Origin of the sequence: Candidatus Xenohaliotis californiensis, from assembly GCF_963930935.1 — a bacterium.
Lineage (GTDB): Bacteria > Pseudomonadota > Alphaproteobacteria > Rickettsiales > CAWVOK01 > Xenohaliotis > Xenohaliotis californiensis.
Genome location: NZ_CAWVOK010000032.1, coordinates 1 through 17,819, shown reverse-complemented (window position 1 = coordinate 17,819; position 17,819 = coordinate 1). Strand labels below are relative to the sequence as shown.

The 17,819-nt window shown below is 29.9% G+C and carries 16 protein-coding genes; 11 read left to right on the top strand and 5 right to left on the bottom strand.

Annotated elements, in window-relative coordinates; translation table 11 throughout:
* Nucleotides 1-183, top strand: a 183-nt coding sequence (locus AABI72_RS04195) for a hypothetical protein (protein WP_338364706.1), incomplete at its 5' end; no start/stop codon positions are given.
* On the opposite strand, the gene AABI72_RS04190 is transcribed toward AABI72_RS04195, so the two are convergent.
* Nucleotides 180-1,121 (bottom strand): tyrosine-type recombinase/integrase, encoded by a 942-nt coding sequence (locus AABI72_RS04190; RefSeq protein ID WP_338364705.1) that lies wholly within the window; start codon nucleotides 1,119-1,121, stop codon nucleotides 180-182. The two genes, AABI72_RS04195 and AABI72_RS04190, sit on opposite strands and share 4 nt — an antisense overlap.
* 65 nt (nucleotides 1,122-1,186) lie before the next feature.
* Between AABI72_RS04190 and topA the strand changes: the two genes are divergently transcribed.
* From topA to AABI72_RS04170, 4 genes are read left to right on the top strand one after another with little or no spacing between them, the layout of a single operon-like run.
* Complete coding sequence (gene topA, locus AABI72_RS04185) at nucleotides 1,187-3,496, top strand: type I DNA topoisomerase (RefSeq protein ID WP_338364704.1); 2,310 nt, start codon at nucleotides 1,187-1,189, stop codon at nucleotides 3,494-3,496.
* 50 nt (nucleotides 3,497-3,546) lie between these two features.
* Entirely contained in the window at nucleotides 3,547-4,116 is a 570-nt protein-coding gene (gene hpf / locus AABI72_RS04180) for a ribosome hibernation-promoting factor, HPF/YfiA family (protein WP_338364703.1), read from the top strand.
* A complete protein-coding gene (locus AABI72_RS04175) occupies nucleotides 4,085-4,687 on the top strand; it encodes a TlpA family protein disulfide reductase (RefSeq protein WP_338364701.1) in 603 nt (200 codons plus the stop codon). The genes hpf and AABI72_RS04175 overlap by 32 nt, the downstream gene beginning before the upstream one ends.
* 7 nt (nucleotides 4,688-4,694) lie before the next feature.
* Nucleotides 4,695-5,429 carry an AIR carboxylase family protein gene (locus tag AABI72_RS04170; RefSeq protein ID WP_338364700.1) on the top strand — a complete coding sequence of 245 codons (735 nt, stop codon included), beginning with the start codon at nucleotides 4,695-4,697 and terminating at the stop codon, nucleotides 5,427-5,429.
* Between the two features lie 195 nt (nucleotides 5,430-5,624).
* Here the strand turns inward: AABI72_RS04170 and zapA are convergent, their stop codons facing one another.
* On the bottom strand, nucleotides 5,625-5,960 hold the full coding sequence (zapA, locus tag AABI72_RS04165; protein ID WP_338364699.1) for a cell division protein ZapA: 336 nt from the start codon (nucleotides 5,958-5,960) through the stop codon (nucleotides 5,625-5,627).
* A gap of 1 nt (nucleotide 5,961) precedes the next feature.
* A complete protein-coding gene (locus AABI72_RS04160) occupies nucleotides 5,962-7,266 on the bottom strand; it encodes a M23 family metallopeptidase (protein WP_338364698.1) in 1,305 nt (434 codons plus the stop codon).
* A 102-nt stretch (nucleotides 7,267-7,368) separates the two neighbouring features.
* Here AABI72_RS04160 and dapF point away from each other — a divergent pair, with 102 nt between their 5' ends.
* Entirely contained in the window at nucleotides 7,369-8,220 is an 852-nt protein-coding gene (gene dapF / locus AABI72_RS04155; RefSeq protein WP_338364697.1) for a diaminopimelate epimerase, read from the top strand.
* On the opposite strand, the gene ubiE is transcribed toward dapF, so the two are convergent.
* Nucleotides 8,179-8,922, bottom strand: coding sequence for a bifunctional demethylmenaquinone methyltransferase/2-methoxy-6-polyprenyl-1,4-benzoquinol methylase UbiE (ubiE, locus tag AABI72_RS04150; RefSeq protein ID WP_410520607.1), 744 nt, complete (start codon nucleotides 8,920-8,922; stop codon nucleotides 8,179-8,181). The two genes, dapF and ubiE, sit on opposite strands and share 42 nt — an antisense overlap.
* 104 nt (nucleotides 8,923-9,026) lie before the next feature.
* On the opposite strand from ubiE, the gene rpsO reads away from it, so the two are divergent.
* The 5 genes from rpsO (at nucleotide 9,027) to recA (ending at nucleotide 15,367) form a co-directional block, all read left to right on the top strand.
* The gene (gene rpsO, locus AABI72_RS04145) at nucleotides 9,027-9,296 is read left to right on the top strand and encodes a 30S ribosomal protein S15 (RefSeq protein WP_338364695.1); all 270 of its coding nucleotides are present in this window, start codon (nucleotides 9,027-9,029) and stop codon (nucleotides 9,294-9,296) included.
* 24 nt (nucleotides 9,297-9,320) lie between these two features.
* The gene (pnp, locus tag AABI72_RS04140; RefSeq protein WP_338364693.1) at nucleotides 9,321-11,390 is read left to right on the top strand and encodes a polyribonucleotide nucleotidyltransferase; all 2,070 of its coding nucleotides are present in this window, start codon (nucleotides 9,321-9,323) and stop codon (nucleotides 11,388-11,390) included.
* Nucleotides 11,391-11,422: 32 nt separating this feature from the next.
* Nucleotides 11,423-12,226 carry a glutamine synthetase gene (locus AABI72_RS04135; protein WP_338364691.1) on the top strand — a complete coding sequence of 268 codons (804 nt, stop codon included), beginning with the start codon at nucleotides 11,423-11,425 and terminating at the stop codon, nucleotides 12,224-12,226.
* Nucleotides 12,227-12,272: 46 nt separating this feature from the next.
* Nucleotides 12,273-14,213: an excinuclease ABC subunit UvrB gene (gene uvrB, locus AABI72_RS04130; protein ID WP_338364690.1), complete on the top strand. Its 1,941-nt coding sequence runs from the start codon at nucleotides 12,273-12,275 to the stop codon at nucleotides 14,211-14,213.
* A gap of 110 nt (nucleotides 14,214-14,323) precedes the next feature.
* Complete coding sequence (recA, locus tag AABI72_RS04125; protein WP_338364688.1) at nucleotides 14,324-15,367, top strand: recombinase RecA; 1,044 nt, start codon at nucleotides 14,324-14,326, stop codon at nucleotides 15,365-15,367.
* Between the two features lie 7 nt (nucleotides 15,368-15,374).
* Here recA and serS read toward each other — a convergent pair whose 3' ends face one another.
* On the bottom strand, nucleotides 15,375-16,247 hold the full coding sequence (gene serS, locus AABI72_RS04120; RefSeq protein WP_338364707.1) for a serine--tRNA ligase: 873 nt from the start codon (nucleotides 16,245-16,247) through the stop codon (nucleotides 15,375-15,377).
* Nucleotides 16,248-17,819 lie beyond the last annotated feature (1,572 nt).

The following is a 17,819-nucleotide window of genomic DNA, read 5'->3' as shown; positions in this document are numbered from 1 at the left end:
TTAGATAAAAAAATAGATGATGGCGAACCAGGACTGGGAAAAATAAGATGCAAGGGCATTCTATTTGATTGTTGCTATAACTCAACAAAAGAAAAAGAATGTGTGGAAAATTCATCTTACTATATAGACAACAAACGTAATGGAATATTGGTGCTTTATGCAGGTGCAATAGCTAAATATTAACAATTTTTTGGATGTCTTTTCTTAAGCTGTTGAGCTTTATACTTATAATCAACTTTTGTATAAATTTGTGTACTATTTAATGATGTGTGTCCAAGTAAATCTTGAATAATGCGGACATCTGCACCATTATTCAACATGTGAGTTGCACAACTGTGACGAAATGCATGTGGTGTAATATGATCAGGCAATCCAGCAGCTATGCGTACATTTTGGATAAAATTAGCAACATATGTTCTTTGCATTGGCTTGCCACGCTTACCTAAAAATAACATATTGCTGCTCTTCTTATATGGAAAAATACTGATATACTCATCAATAGCAACTAACACCTTTGGTAATAATGGCACTAATCTTGATTTATCTCTTTTGCCAGAAACTACAACTGATTGAGCATTAATATCTAAACTATCTTTTTTTAGAGATAAAACCTCACTTATACGCAAACCACAACCATACATCAACAAAACTATAGCAATATTGCGTTTAATAATCCAAATTTCAAGTTTCATTAAAGATAAATGTTTAATAAACTTTATCACATCACTTTCATCAATTACTCTTGGCAGACTCAATGGTAGCCTAGGCATTGAAACACATGTTGTTATATTGTTAGTTATTAACCCAGTACTCTGACAATATGAAAAAAAATTTCGAATAGCTGACAAAGCTCTAGCACGAGATGCAGCTATCAAACCACTATTTCTTAAGTGCATTAACCATGAGCGGAATTCTGTAATAGATAAGCTATCAATGGTTTTGTTGGATATAACATCATTGTTTTTCATTAAAAATAAAAAAAAAAATTCAACATCATTTTTATAGGATTTTATTGTATTATCTGATAGCTTAATGCTTAGCATAGAAAGCCATTCATCAAAGGTATTTTGTAGCTTAACATCAAATTTTAGAAGTTGATTTTTTTTTAAAATTTTTAGCATAGTGTATTAGCTTTTTGTAAAGTGCATGCTATTATTATTTATTCTGAAATTAAGAAATAGGCAACATGAAAAATATTGTAGTTGTTGAGTCGCCAACCAAGGCTAAAACAATTGAGAGATATCTGGGGAAAGATTTTCATGTAGTGGCATCTTTTGGTCACATAAGAGAATTACCCTCTAAAAAAGATTCTATAGATATAAACAATAACTTCAAAATGCACTATGAAATAACTTCACATGCAGAAAAACATATTAAAAATATAACAAATGCAATTAAAAATGCCACTACAATATATCTTGCAACTGATCCAGATAGAGAAGGTGAATCTATATCATGGCATATAATAGATGAATTGCAGCTACGCAATAAAATAAAACCTGAAACCATAGTACATAGAATATGTTTCAATGAAATAACTAAAAATGCAATTAAAAATGCCATTCAGAAGCCACAAATAATTAACATGGACTTAGTTTATGCCCAGCAAGCACGAAGAGCTTTAGATTATCTAGTTGGATTTCAAATATCACCAATCTTATGGCGAAAGCTCCCAGGCAGCAGATCTGCTGGAAGAGTTCAATCAGCAGCATTGCGTCTAGTATGTGAACGTGAATCTGAAATTGAAAAATTCAAACAGGAGGAATATTGGGACATATTTGGTAATTTTAAAACAATAAAAAAAGAACAAGTGCTTTATGCAACTTTGATTAAAATCAATGGTAAAAAATTAGAAAAAATGAGTATTAAAACTCAAGATATGGCCAATGATATTCTAACTGCCTTAAATAAAGAAACATTTACTATAGGTGAAGTGAAGAAAAAAAGCATGAAACGTAATCCATATCCACCATTTATAACTTCTACCTTGCAACAAGAAGCATCTAATATGCTTAACATGAGTCCTAAAAAAACTATGCTGATAGCTCAGAAACTTTATGAAGGTGTTGAGATAGATGGGGCAAATATTGGATTAATTACATATATGAGAACTGATGGAACATATATTTCAAAAGATGCAGTAAATGATATGTTCAAATTTATACAAGAATCATATGGAAATCATTATTTACCAATAAAACCTAGGGTTTATGCCAATAAAGTTAAAAATGCACAAGAAGCACATGAGGCAATTAGGCCAACTAGTATATCTAGAACACCTGAGGATCTTAAAATACATTTAGATGCTGATCAATTTAAAATATATAATATTATTTGGTGCAGAGCACTAGCAAGTCAAATGAAAGAGGCTATATTTGATCAAACTATAGTGTCAATTGTAGACAAAGATAACAATATAGAATTTAGATGTCATGGTTCAATTATGTCATTTGATGGTTTCTATAAAATTTATAGACACAATGAAAAAAATAATATTATACCAGATGTATCTCTTGGTGAGAAATGCATTAATGAGAAACTAGAAAAAAAACAACACTTTACTCAACCACCACCAAGATATACAGATGCTTCAATTATAAAAACACTTGAAGAATTTGGAATTGGTAGACCATCTACTTATGCAACTATTGTTTCTATATTACAAGACAGAAAATACATATCAGTGCAAAAGAGAAAAATAAATCCAACAATGCTTGGTAGACTTGTTAATGCATTTCTTATTCTATTTTTCACAAAATACATTGCATATGATTTTACTGCAAAGTTAGAAGAATTTTTAGATGAAATATCAAATGGCAAGAAATCATGGCTTGTTTTTCTGCAGGAATTTTGGCATGAATTTTCTCCAATGATTGAGATTACAGGACAACAAAGTAGACAAGAGGTTATTTCAGCAATAGAAAAATTACTTAAGCATGTTATCTTTCCTAAAAAAGAAAGTGGGGAAGTAGAAAATTTATGCCCTAAATGTAAAAATGGTAAGCTACAGCTAAAACTTGGTAAATTTGGTGGCTTTGTTGGCTGTAGCAAATATCCAGAATGCAAATTTATTCAAAATATATCACAAATTACAGCACAAGAACAAGCTGATGATGAATATCCTAAAATTTTAGAGGAAAAAACAGATAGCTCCATTTCTCTAAAAAAAGGACCTTATGGCTTCTACATACAATTAGATTCAAAAGATTTAGATAAACCAAAACGCATCTCAATTTCATCACCACAAACAATTGATTTGCAGTATGCAAAAAATTTACTATCACTTCCAAAATTCATAGGAGAATTAAATAATGAAAAAATTTATTTAGATAAAAAAAAATATGGTTTCTTTATTAAATATGGAGAAAAAAATTATTCTATAAAAGATTCTAATCCATTTAAAATTAGCATTCCTGAAATACAAAAAATCATCCAAGCAGAAGACAAGAAGCAAGCCAATGAAAAAACGAGAAGAAAGTCTCCTAAAAAATCTTGACCACAATTTTACTCTGTAATAAAGTTAATAAATATTGATATGAGGTTATAATGCTACTTGATGTCACAGGGCAAGGTGTAAAAATTGGCGATGCACTAAACAAACATATTAAAAATCATATTGAGGTAGTAAAAAAACTTTTACCACATGCAATAGATATGAAAGTTATATTTAAAAAAATATCATTTAACTTTCATGCCAAAATAACTATCAATCCAGGCATTAAACACAATATATTTTTATCTGGTGATGCAGATGCTCATGATCCATATGATGCATTTTCACAGGCTTTAAAAAAAATTGAAGGAAAAATTCGCAGATATAGTTCACATCTTCATAAAAAATATACTGCAAACACTAATACACAATTAAAAAATCATCTTAAAAAAGATGGTGTAACTGTTAATAGTTATATTGTTCACTATGATCACGAAGATGAAATGATACCTAATATAAAAAATAAAGATATAACCAAGCTGCAAACCATGTCACTGCTTGATGCAATAATGCATATAGACTTTTCTTCGCAAACAATATTAGTTTTTGTAAATGAAAAAAATCAAAGAATAACAACATTAACAAAACAAAATGATGGGAGTTTTTCCTGTGTTGAGATATAATAAAACTGTAAGAATAAAACCTATAATTTATATTTTATTCGTATTATTTTGCTGTTTATATGCTTATAGTAATTACCTAAGTAAAAATTTTAACATAAAATTTAAATCTACTAAAACTGAAATTATAAATCTTGAACAAAATGATCTTATAACAATATCGCAAAATAAATTTAAATCACTGCTATCTGAAAAAAATAAAACCAAACTAGTTTTAATATATGCAGCATGGTGTCGATTTTGCAGAGATGAAATTGCAATCCTCTCAAATATATTACCAAATTATCATGACAAAAATCTTAGTGTAGTGCTAATATCACTAGATAATGATAAAAAAACATTGCTAAATTTACTTAATAAATATAATATTGGTAATTTAACAAAACCATATTTAGCTGACAGCACTCTAAAAGAAGTAATATATTTTCTCCTAGGTAATTATAAAATTAAATACTCTGGAACAATACCTGTGCTTGCAGTTATTGATACAGATGGTAATGTTTATCAAGGTCAAAGATATAAAAACCCTGATACTTTAAATAAATTGCTCCAGTTAACATTAAATCAAACATAGCAACAAAATGAACATAAGAAAAAAAGTTGTTGTTCTTATGGGCAGCAAGGATGATTATGAAATAATGCAATATACTGAAAATGCATTAAGAGAGCTTAGCATAGATTATGAAATGCAAACAATATCACCATATCATGAGCTAAATACTCTATCTAATTTTATACAAAATGCACAACATGATGGCTGTAGAATTATAATAGCTAGTTCTGGATCTAGCTCACCACATCTACCATCTATAGTTGCATCACTGACAGAATTGCCTGTCCTTGCAGTACCAATAGAAAGCAGGTATCTACAAGGTTTAAATTCCATTATACCCATATTACAAACACCAGTTGGTGTTGCAATTGGCATCATGGCTTTTGGTGAATTTGGTGCTAAAAATGCCGCAGCATTAGCCAATGCAATACTTTCTACATTAAATGAAATAATGCCAAAAATACATAGTAATAACTGGCATAAAATACAAACAAACAACAGTGAGCAGGAAAATAACAACAAAGCATATTCTCTTAATAAGGCAATACAAAAAAATGCAAAACAACGAGATTACCACAACACAGAATTATATAAACAAGCTGTAGATTTATTGCTTAAAGATAGAAATGTTTCTATAAGCTATATACAACGAAAACTAGGTATTGGTTTTAACAGAGCAGCAAAAATAATGGATGAAATGGAAAGTAATGGTATTGTAAGTACAGCAAACCATAGAGGAAAACGTAGATTACTTGTTCAATAATTTAGATGGGTACCACAATATCGTTAAGTGGTAAATAATTCACCAACTTTACAGTAAAGTGGTAGCCACATAATATGCAACACCAACATAACAGAGGTAGCTCCTAATGATTTTATAATTCGTGAATTTATAAATCTCAACGAATATTGCAGAAACCCATTAACATTATATGACAATCTCAGATAAAAAAAATATTTATTTTAAGAAAAAATCTAATACTTCAATTCTATCTTGCAGGAGCTTCTTAGATAAGCTCAACAACTCTTTAAGCTCAATAATACAGTTTTTTTTATTTTTCAACATAAAATTATATTCATCAAAAAGGTCAATTAATTCATCTTGCAATCGCAAAGCTGCAACAATAACTAATGTTATGCTTGGTACACTTCGTGCATTATCTGTTAATTCTGATTGTATTTGTGCAATTCGTTTGTTAAGCTGCTCAGATACAAATCTAAGTCTTTCTAAATCATCTTCTGCACAGGTCACATGGTGTATTATCTCGCCAACCTTAATTTCAATAACTGGCATTTCAATTCATTGAAGCAATAAATCTTGGAACAGTAGACCTTAATATATTGTAATTATTCATAACTTGTTTGAATTTTCTCATCTCAATATCATCAAGCTTAGTGCGCTTATCTAAAAATGCAACCTTCAGTGGATCAACGTTTATGTTGCCATGAATAACTTCATAATGTAAATGTGGACCTGTAGTACATCCTGTGCTACCAACAAAACCTATTAACTGATCTTTCTGTACTTTACTACCTCTCTTTATACCATTCTTGATAGAATTTAAATGTGCGTATAGCGTAGTATATGAATGATCATGGGTAATTTTTATATATTTACCATAACTTTTACTGTAACCAACAAAAGATACAATACCCTCACCAGTAGAATAAACAGATGAACCTATTGGTGCAGAAAAATCAATGCCCTTATGCATTTTATGCCTATGATATACAGGATGCATTCTCATGCCAAAGCCAGATGTAATTCGAGAATTTTTTACTGGAGTTATTGCTAACTCTTTCTTGATAGGCAAACCATTACTATCATAATAACCAGCTAATCCTCTTTCATCCATAAAAAGATAACTTGCAATAAATTTTTTGTCTGTTTTGATATTTGCAAATAAAATATCACCATCTTTAACATAATTATCATTTTCATCTAAATAACATTCAAAAAGCATATCAAAAGAGCTACCATGTTTTATATCTCTAGAAAAATTAATTTTATCCCCAAATATCTCCGTTAGTTGATATATTATGTTATCAGAAAGACCAAGATTGCTAAGTGTTGCAGATAAATTACGATCTATTTCTGCATTTGCACCATAAATTTGTCTTCTTAAAATCTTGTTAACATATCTGGCGTGAAAATGCTTATTCATACAGCTAGAATCAACAACCAAAAATTTACTTTCTAATACAGGCCAAAATACTGATATTGGACAATATGAATCGTCATTCTCTTTCAGCAATCTCATACTAATATTTCTACCAGGATGTAATTTTATTGGATTGTAAACAGATTTTACTGCCATTATAATATGACCTGCTATATCAGCACTAACTCCATTGTCTAACAGCACCTTCCATAAGCTATCACCAGCCTTAACAGGTATATTAAAATCTAGATATTTATCATCTAGCTCTTGTTTTTTAGAGCTTGACATTTTATCTAAAACTTCCATAAATATACTACCCTCATCAACATTATCATAGGATCTTATAGAAGGCTTTATTGGCGAGGAATAACAGTAAAAGGCTGTAAAATATATAAAAACAAAAAAGAATATATAAACTAAATGCACTATTTTTTTCATCAAAAATAACTCTGTCAACATAGTGGCAATTCTTATAGAATAAAAAAACATATATTTAATAAACTCAGAATCATGTGTTATTGTAAACTAAAATTTTTTAAAATGCACAGTCTTGGCAATGATTTCATGATTGTGTTAAATAATAATTTTTTACCAAATAAAAAAACAATAAATTTATTGGCAAATAGAAAAACTGCGGTTGGGTTTGATCAGCTTATTGTAATAAAAAACAATGACAATGGAAAACATTGCTTAGTAGACATATATAATGCAGATGGCTCACAACCAGAAACATGTGGTAATGGTTTTAGATGTGTTGCATTCTTAATAATGCAAAAATTCCAAACTAACAGCATTACAATTTCTAGTGCTATGCATACAGCATTTTGCAAAAAAACATCTACAGGAATATTGGTAAACATGGGGCAACCAAAAATATTATGGCACGAAATTCCATTAAGAGAAAAACACAACACTGCAAAACTACCAATAAAAATTAAGGGCTTGGGTCAACCAATGTGCATTAATATTGGCAATACACATACAGTATTTTTTGTTGACAAAAATCACAAACCAACAGCAAATGAAATGCATCATATTGGACCATACATTGAACAACACAACTTATTTCCACTAGGAACCAATGTACATATAGCTTGTACATTAGACAATGATACTATTGCTGCACTAACTTGGGAAAGAGGCTCAGGATTAACAAATGCATGTGGAAGTGGTGCATGTGCAATTGGCTACTTAGCATATAAAAATTTAAATTATAGTAATAAAATTAACATAAAATTTATCAACAATATTATGAATGTCCTTATCTCAGAAGACAATACTGTATCTTGTAATGCACCAGCATCAATGTCATTTTTTGGTTCAATTGATTGCACTAATGACATGTTAAAATCAAACAGGTTTGAAGGCAGTATGTATAGCAGCAATACCTAAACTTAAACTTTTAAAATCAACATCAATAAAACCAACATCCTCAATCATTGATGCAAATTGATCTTGAGATGGGAAAGTTTGAATGCTATCCGCTAAATATTGATATGCATCTTTGTCTTTTGCTACTATAGATCCTATAAATGGAATAATTTTATCTAGGTATTTTTTATACATGAAATCAAATAATGGATTTGCAACATCTGAAAATTCAAGACAAACAAACTTTCCACCAGGTTGTATTACTCTATAAGCATCTAACAATGCAGCATTAATATTATTAAAATTTCTTATACCAAAAGAAATTAAGTAAAAGTCTATGGCATTACTTTTTATTGGCAATGTCTCAGCGTCACCATTTATCCAGACAATATCATTAATTTCAATAAAATCATCACTCTCAAATTTTTTCCTACCAACTTGCATCATTTTTGCATTAATATCACAAACTATAATCATATTATTATTGCCAATATTTTTAAGCAATGCAGCTATATCGCCAGTACCACCAGCAACATCTAAAATAATTTTATTATCTAATGGGTATATTTCTTCAATCATTTGTTTTTTCCAAACTCTATGAATACCAAAACTCATCAAATCATTCATAAGATCATATTTTTTACTAACACTGCAAAAAATATCATCAACTAATTTTCGCTTTAAGCTATTTTTTATTCGCTGAAAACCAAAAACACTGTACACAATAATTATTTATAAAGATCAAAATAATACTTAAAATTATATTGACTTATAAATACAGTATCAACATAATTATATTTTATACACAAATCGTATTTGCTCAATACATGTCAATCACAATAGAACAAAAAAGTGCATTAATAAAACAGCATCAATCTTCAAAAAATGATACTGGCTCAGTAAATGTCCAGTGTGCTATTTTAACTACTCGCATTAATAATCTTATCCAGCATTTTAAAATACATAAAAAAGATCATCATTCTAGAAGGGGTTTGATATTATTAGTGGAGAAAAGACGTAGATTACTTAAATACCTTAAACAAAAAAATATTAATGAATATGCCACATTAATACAAAAATTAAATATTCGAAAATAATATAAGTAAATTAAAATTTAATTTATGTTGCCAATTTTAGAAAAATCAACCATTTGGTGTGATAAAAAACTTACTGTACAAACAGGCAGATTAGCAAGACAAGCTAATAGCTCAGTGTTAGTTAATTATGCAGATACAGTCATATTATGCACACTAACTATAGATAGAGAAGAGCTAGAAGCACAAAGATTCTTACCATTAACTGTTCATTTCTCTGCAAAAAGCTATGCTACTGGTAAAATTCCTGGTGGCTTCTTTAAAAGAGAGGGCAAACCAACTGAGCATGAAATTCTTATATCACGCATAATTGATAGGTCAATAAGACCATTTTTTGATAAAAATTTTAACAAAATAATTAGTATTTCCTGTATATTGCTTTCTACTAATGGTAGTACCACCCCAGAAATACCAGCTATAATTGCTGCTTCAATTGCTGCTTCAATTGCCAATATACCATTCTGTAGCACTATAGCTGCTGTGCGTTTAATACAACAAAATAAGCAAAATATCCTTAATCCATCAACAGCAAAAATTGCTGGCAATACTTGTGATTTAATCATAAGTGGCACTATGCAACATATCTCAATGATTGAGGCTTCTGCAAACAACTTATCAACAAAAGAAATTGCTCAACTTATTGAAAATGCACAAAGCAGCATATGTGAAATAATTAATTTCATCAACTCATTCATAGAAGAGCTAAAAATCAACAAATCAATTAATGATAAAAATCATAACAATAATCAAAAATTACTACTAGCTATACAAAAAAAAATGGATGAAAAATATTTTGATATATTCAAAAAATCCTTAAAAAAAGATATGCAAGATACACTGAACCAATTTAATATAAAAATAACTGAAAAACTTATAAAAGATGGTTTCAATAAAGAGGATATTGACTTCTATCTACCAATAGCAATGCGTACAAATGCTAGAAAAAAAATACTTAATTCCAACTTAAGACTTGATGGTCGTAAAAATAATGAAATACGAAACATATCATCTGATGTTGGAATACTAAAACATACTCATGGTTCATCTCTTTTCACCAGAGGTAATACCCAAGTATTAGCAACAACAACATTTGGATCGCCTAAAGATGAACAAATAATTGAATGTCTTGACTCTGGTGAAGAAATACGTGAATGGTTCATGCTACACTATAATTTTCCATCATTTGCTGTAGGTGAAGTGGCAACAAAACCAGGACCTACTAGACGAGAAATAGGTCATGGCAAGCTAGCTGCTAAAGCATTTGCTCATGTGTTGCCAATAAAAAATGATTTTCCATATACTATACGTAATGTTGCAGAAATTCTTGAATCTGATGGATCATCATCAATGGCAACAGTTTGTGCTACCTCAATGGCTCTAATGGATGCAGGTGTACCAATAAAAAAACATGTTGTGGGAATAGCAATGGGATTAATTAAAGAAAATGATCAAGCCATTATTCTTTCTGACATCTCAGGCACTGAAGATATGTTTGGTGATATGGATTTCAAAATAACTGGAACAGAAGATGGCATAACTGCATTGCAAATGGATACTAAAATATCTGGTATTAATACTGACTTGTTGTTAAGAATATTAAACCAATCAACAGATGGTATTAATTTTATAATTAAAAATATGATAAAAACAATTTCAACACATAGTGCAAATTTTAAAAACAATGTCAATCCTATATCAACAATGAACATTGAGAAACACAAAATTAAAGATGTAATTGGCTCTGGTGGAAAAACTATCAAAAACATTTGCGAAACCACTAAAGCAACAATTGATGTTGCACAAAATGGCGTAGTAAAGATTACAGCACCAAATACTGAGAGCATGGATGCAGCTCGCTCAATGATTAACTCCATAATAGTGGAAATAAAAATTGGAAAAATTTATGAATGTAAAGTTATGAAAATTATGGATTTTGGAATTGTTGTATCTTTTATGAATGGAAAACAAGGCCTTATTCATTCAAGTGAATTAAGTCTTGAATTAGTTGAACAAGGCCTACAAATTGGCACACAACTTAATGCAAAACTAATTACAAATGAAAATGGTAGGTTTAAACTTTCAGCAAAAAAATTATAGATGTAAGCATATTCTATCAAGCCAAAATCTAAATGAGCTTCCCATTAAAAAATATACAGCATATTCTAATGCTTTACAAAAATATTAAACTCATACCTATGATTGGTATTGAATTAGAGTTTTATCTCCCAAATAAAAAAATGAAAATTAGTGATAATAGTTATGCAAATTTCAATATATATGAAATAGTATCTGAAGCTGCATTTGGACAATTTGAAGCTAAATTTCAACACACCACCAACATAGTGTCACTAATTAAAAATGTACAACTATTTAAAAAATACTTCATGAAAGTTCATAGTGCCAACTTCAGTGCCAAACCATTAGTAGATAAACCAGGAAGTTCACAGCATGTTAATATTAGTTTTCTAAAAAATAATATCAATATTCTTGTAAAAAATAACAAATTGCTTTGTAATGCAATTGGTGGGCTATGTGAATTGATACCAAATTCTATGATTTATTTTGCACCAACTCAATCTTCTTATATGCGGTACATACACAAATGCTATCATACTCCAACTACTGTGTCTTGGGGGATTAATAATCGCACTACTGCAATTAGAATAGTAAAAACATTTAACAATAATATGGACTATAGAATTGAAAATAGATTACCAGGATCAGATGCCAGTACATTAAGTATTATCTCAGCTATTTTATTAGCTATTTATCATGGTATAGAGAAAAATTTAATATCTAAAAAGCCAATCTATGGTTTAGGGGATGATCCTATTTATAACTTACCTACAATACCAATGAATTTAACCGAAGCAAAAAAATATTCACCAACATTGTCACTGCTAAAACAATATTGTAAAACTGTAAAAGATTGATTAAAAAGTATATAATCCATATATGATTATATAGATAAAAACACCAATGTATAAAATAAATACCAAAAAAAATCCTGCAGGAGATCAGCCATCTGCAATTGCAGAGCTTAGCATTGGTATAAAATCTGGCAAGCAAGAACAGCTATTATTTGGTGTAACTGGATCAGGAAAGACTTTAACTATGGCGCATGTTATAGCAAACAGTCAGAAACCAGCTCTTATTATGGCACACAATAAAACACTTGCAGCACAAATATATGAAGAAATGAAAGATCTTTTTCCAAACAATGCTGTAGAATATTTTGTATCATATTATGACTACTATCAGCCTGAAGCGTATATTGCTAGAACTGATACTTTTATAGAAAAAGATGCACTTATTAATGAAAAAATAGATACTTTAAGACACTCTGCAACTAGAGCATTATTAGAAAGAAGAGATGTAATAGTTATAGCAAGTGTTTCTTGCATATATGGACTTGGTGCACCAGAATTATATCTACAAGCAAGTGTAGCAGTTGATAAAAAAACTGCAATAAACTGCAATGATTTTATAAAAAAACTTGTTGATATACAATATACACGTAATGATACAAATTTAAAAAGAGGTACATTCAGAATCAGAGGTGATGTTATAGATATATTTCCATCACACTATGAAAATACTGCTTGGAGGCTCTATCTATTTGATGATGAGGTAGAAGAAATTACAGAATTCACAGTACTTACTGGTGAAATAACAAAAAAATTAGATTCCATAACAATATTTGCAAATACTCATTATGTAATACCAAGACCTACTATAGCACAAGCTATAGAACTTATTAAGTGTGAGCTAAGAAAAAGAATAGCATATTTTCATAATCAAGAAATGTTTATAGAAGAAAACCGAATAAATCAAAGAACTATGTATGATTTAGAGATGATTCTAGAGACAGGAACTTGTAAAGGGATAGAAAACTACTCACACTATTTTTCTGGTAAAAAAATTGGTCAAGCACCACCAACCTTGATTGAATATTTACCTAAAGATGCATTAATATTTGTTGATGAAAGCCATATTACAGTACCACAAATACGTGCCATGTATAATGGTGATTTTATACGCAAAAAAAACCTCATTAATCATGGCTTCCGCCTGCCATCAGCTTTTGATAATAGGCCATTAAAATTTACTGAATGGGAGGATGTAAAACCACAAACAATTTATGTTTCAGCAACTCCAGGGTCATATGAAATGGAGAAAACTAATGGAATATATACTGAACAAACTATTCGTCCAACTGGACTTGTTGATCCAAAATGCTTTATAAGGCCAACAGATGATCAAATTGATAATTTAATATCAGAATGTCAAAAAACAATAGAAAAAAACATGAGAATATTGGTAACTGTTTTAACAAAAAAAATGGCTGAGCATCTATCTAACTACATGCAAGAACTTAATATCAAAGCAGTATATTTACATTCTGATACTGAGAATTTAGAAAGAGTTAAGATTATAAATAGCTTACGCAAAGGTGCTTATGATATACTGATTGGTGTTAACTTGTTGCGTGAAGGTCTTGATATACCTGAATGTGGCATGGTAGCAATACTTGATGCCGATAAGGAAGGTTTTTTACGCTCCGAAGTATCCTTAATTCAAACCATTGGGCGTGCGGCTCGCAATGTTAATGGTACTGTTATAATGTATGCTGATAAAGTCACCAAATCCATGCAAAAAGCTTTGGATGAAACAAGTAGAAGGCGTAATAAGCAACAAAATTATAATAAAAAATACAACATAACACCACAAACAATTCAAAAAAAAATACACGCCACACTAGAGCAGATAGCATTAGAAAAAAATGATAAACAAAAGAAAAAAACTAACCTTACCCAGAAAGAAATAAAAAAAATAGAAAAACAAATGCTTGCAGCAGCAAAAAAACATGATTTTGAGAAAGCAATAGAGTTAAAAAGACAAATTGAATCAATAAAATAAATCTTATTTGCATAAACTATTGCTGTAATCAAAGCTATAATAAAAAGTGTGAAAAAATATTTGACCTAATAACATAAAGTATTAACATAATTAATTATGTATGAGGATATATGTCAGTTGATCATAAAACTAAAGCAATGGAAGCTGCGATAGCACAAATAGAGAGAAACTTTGGTAAAGGTTCTATAATGAAACTTGGCGACAAAGCAATAGACAATGTTGAAGTTATATCTACAGGATCTATTGCAATTGATGCTGCACTTGGTGTTGGTGGTTTGCCAAAAGGTAGGATAATAGAAATATATGGTCCCGAGAGCTCCGGAAAAACAACTCTTACCTTGCACATCATAGCTGAGGCACAAAAGCTTGGTAACAGGTGTGCATTTATAGATGCAGAACATGCACTAGACTCAAATTATGCTAGCAAGCTTACTGTTGACACAAAAAATCTTATTATATCACAACCAGATACAGGTGAACAGGCACTTGAAATAACAGATACTTTAGTAAGATCTGGTGGTGTTGACTTAATTATAGTTGATTCAGTTGCTGCCCTAACACCACAGGCAGAAATTGAGGGTGACATGGGAGATTCACATATGGGTCTGCAAGCTAGATTAATGAGTCAAGCATTAAGAAAGATCACAGCATCAGTATCAAAAACAAAATGTATGGTTATATTTATTAACCAAATAAGAATGAAAATAGGAATAATGTTTGGCAATCCAGAAACAACCACTGGTGGTAATGCATTAAAATTTTACTCATCTATTAGAATTGAAATACGGAAAGGAACAGCAATTAAAGATAAAGATGAAATTATAGGCAATGAAACAAAAGTAAAAATTGTTAAAAATAAAGTTGCACCACCATTTAAGCAAGCAGAATTTGAAATCATATATAATGAGGGCATATCAAAGCTTGGAGAAATTATAGATTGTGGTGTAAAATTTGGCATCATTGAAAAAAGTGGTGCATGGTATGCATATAAAAATGAAAAAATTGGTCAAGGAAAAATAAATGTTAAGTCTTTCCTTAAAGAAAACCAAATTATAGCACAAGAAATAGAGTTAAAAATTAGAGAAAAAATGAACATTCCAACAGAGAAAACAAAACAACCAATGCAAACTAAAGAATGTGAGCCAGCAGTATAAAATTATTTTACTTTAGATATTCTACACCACTCATGTATTGTTTAATAGCTGCTGGTAGTTTTATGCTCCCATTAGCATCTTGAAAATTTTCTAAAATTGCAGCAATAGTCCGTCCAATAGCTAGTGCAGAACCATTTAAAGTATGTACAAACTTCCATTCTTTATCTTTAAGTGCCTTGTGTCTTGTGTTCATTCTTCGTGCTTGAAAATCTTTACAATTAGAGCAGCTAGATATTTCACGATACTTACCTTGAGATGGCAACCAAACTTCTAGATCGTATGTTTTAGCAGCAGAAAAACCTGTATCACCACCACATAAAAGTATCTTTCTATATGGCAACTCTAACTTTTCTAATATTGACTCAGCAACAGCAGTCATTCTCTCTAACTCTTGCTCTGATGCATTGCTTGTCACAATACTAACTAATTCAACCTTATGAAATTGATGCAATCTTATCATACCATGAGTATCTCTTCCAGCACTTCCGGCCTCAGATCTAAAACATGGCGTTGAGGCTGTAAAACGAATTGGCAGCTCATTACTATCAATAGTCTCCCCTATTCTTAAACAAGTTAATGCTACTTCAGATGTAGGTATATTTCTTAATTCATTAGAGAAAAAATCTTTATCAAATGAATATTCTGCAAACTTATCAATTTCATCAGATATATATTCATGCAACACCTTGTTTAGTAAATTAACAGTATCATTAAATTCCATAAAACCTTCTTTCATATAAAACTGATCATGTAAGTTTTTAAATATTTTCATAAATGCAAGACCAGAAGTAGATAGCCCTTTTTTTTGTAAAATTTTTAAATATTTCTCAAAATCATTAGAATTATGAATATTGATATTAAAATTAGAATCATTAATCATACATAAGGCATCTAGCATGCCCTTCCCTATACCACCATGTGATTGCATAGGATTAAATGATTCAAGTAAAAATTTTTTTGCAAAATTTTTTACTGCACTTTCTGTGGTTGCAATATAAGAATCATCGCCAAATTTTGGCAACTGTCCCGTGCCAAACATTGTTTTTCCGCTAACCATAAGTGGTGGCGCCACTTCATGATAACCACAATCTCTAGCAACATCTAACATAAATGCAATTAATGCTCTCTCCAATCTAGCTAAATCACCTAAAAGCATAACAAAGCGCTCACCAGACATCCTAACTGCTCGCTTAACATCCAGCATACCAAGATTTTCTGCTATACTCTGATGATCTTTAGGTGCAAAACCAAACTCTTTTTTACCCTTAACATTGCCCCATGTCTTTACTACTAAATTATCATTTTCATCAGCACCCCTAGGAACACTATTGTCAAGAATATTTGGCAGCAATGCTAAATCTTTTTTAGCAGAAATTAACTTATCTTTTTCATTTAATATTAACAAAAATTTAGAGAGATTTTTTGAATAGCTAGCTAGCGCCAAAACTCTTTTATTATCAGCTATTTTACAATTTTCATTGACCAAGAAAATCTTACAAAATTCTTTTATTGTTATTAAATTCTCTATAAAAGCATAAAAATTTAATTGCACAGTATTTCTAATTCCAATTCCAGCATTATTTTCTTCTATCTTGTTAAAACTTTTGCTAAGAAAAAAAATCATTTTCTCAACATTATAAATGAAATCTGAGTAATTATTCTGATTATTAAAATTATCCAAAGACTTGTAAAACAACATATTTATTGTGTTAAAAACCAGTGCTGTAACCACCATTGTAATCATAGGATAATGCAAATGATCTATTGAATTTAGCTCAACTATTTCAAGAATTTCCTCAATTTTTTTTATACCAAAATTATAAATATATTCTGTGCTGTATTTAGATAATGATTTAACTGACAAGTCAAATTTACTACATTTTTTAGATATAGAATGCTTAATAAAATTAATAATAAGAGCAACAACTTCATTATGTTTGATGTTATTGCTACTTGTACAAATATTTCCCACTTGCTGCAAAAAACAATCCATAACTTCAGGTAAATAAAAAAAGGAGAATGATTCCAATCTATCAATTAATAATTTTAAATAGTTATCAAACTGCTCATCTGGCAGTATTATAAAAAAACTAAAATTTCCATCAGATAATGGTTTAAAAAACTGACACAATGTATGGCTAATATCATCTAATGATACATTGCTTTTATTAAAAAATTTATTATCAAGCTCTGCATTAAATTTTTCAAAATTAAAACTCATTAGCATTTCTAGTAACTGACTATTATTATATACCATAAATGATATCTTTTTTATAGCATGCTGTACTGACTGCTTTTTAAGCTGTAACTTCCTGCTATGCTCATCTTTACGTAAAATATCAGCTACAATTTTTTCTGCATTACATCTTTCATGTCCTCTTTTGCAAAGAGCATTTATTAGATAATCTGCATTTAATCTAATTTGCTTTATATCATGCATCTATTTACTCTA

What these genes read in the sequence shown, in the direction of transcription:
- AABI72_RS04190 (WP_338364705.1), bottom strand. Translation starts at nt 1,121, where the DNA reads ATGCTAAAAATTTTAAAAAAAAATCAACTTCTAAAATTTGATGTTAAG.
- uvrB (WP_338364690.1), top strand. Translation starts at nt 12,273, where the DNA reads ATGTATAAAATAAATACCAAAAAAAATCCTGCAGGAGATCAGCCATCT.
- AABI72_RS04175 (WP_338364701.1), top strand. Translation starts at nt 4,085, where the DNA reads ATGATGGGAGTTTTTCCTGTGTTGAGATATAATAAAACTGTAAGAATA.
- AABI72_RS04160 (WP_338364698.1), bottom strand. Translation starts at nt 7,266, where the DNA reads ATGAAAAAAATAGTGCATTTAGTTTATATATTCTTTTTTGTTTTTATA.
- hpf (WP_338364703.1), top strand. Translation starts at nt 3,547, where the DNA reads ATGCTACTTGATGTCACAGGGCAAGGTGTAAAAATTGGCGATGCACTA.
- pnp (WP_338364693.1), top strand. Translation starts at nt 9,321, where the DNA reads ATGTTGCCAATTTTAGAAAAATCAACCATTTGGTGTGATAAAAAACTT.
- recA (WP_338364688.1), top strand. Translation starts at nt 14,324, where the DNA reads ATGTCAGTTGATCATAAAACTAAAGCAATGGAAGCTGCGATAGCACAA.
- dapF (WP_338364697.1), top strand. Translation starts at nt 7,369, where the DNA reads ATGCACAGTCTTGGCAATGATTTCATGATTGTGTTAAATAATAATTTT.
- serS (WP_338364707.1), bottom strand. Translation starts at nt 16,247, where the DNA reads ATGATTAATGATTCTAATTTTAATATCAATATTCATAATTCTAATGAT.
- AABI72_RS04135 (WP_338364691.1), top strand. Translation starts at nt 11,423, where the DNA reads ATGAGCTTCCCATTAAAAAATATACAGCATATTCTAATGCTTTACAAA.
- zapA (WP_338364699.1), bottom strand. Translation starts at nt 5,960, where the DNA reads ATGCCAGTTATTGAAATTAAGGTTGGCGAGATAATACACCATGTGACC.
- topA (WP_338364704.1), top strand. Translation starts at nt 1,187, where the DNA reads ATGAAAAATATTGTAGTTGTTGAGTCGCCAACCAAGGCTAAAACAATT.
- rpsO (WP_338364695.1), top strand. Translation starts at nt 9,027, where the DNA reads ATGTCAATCACAATAGAACAAAAAAGTGCATTAATAAAACAGCATCAA.
- AABI72_RS04170 (WP_338364700.1), top strand. Translation starts at nt 4,695, where the DNA reads ATGAACATAAGAAAAAAAGTTGTTGTTCTTATGGGCAGCAAGGATGAT.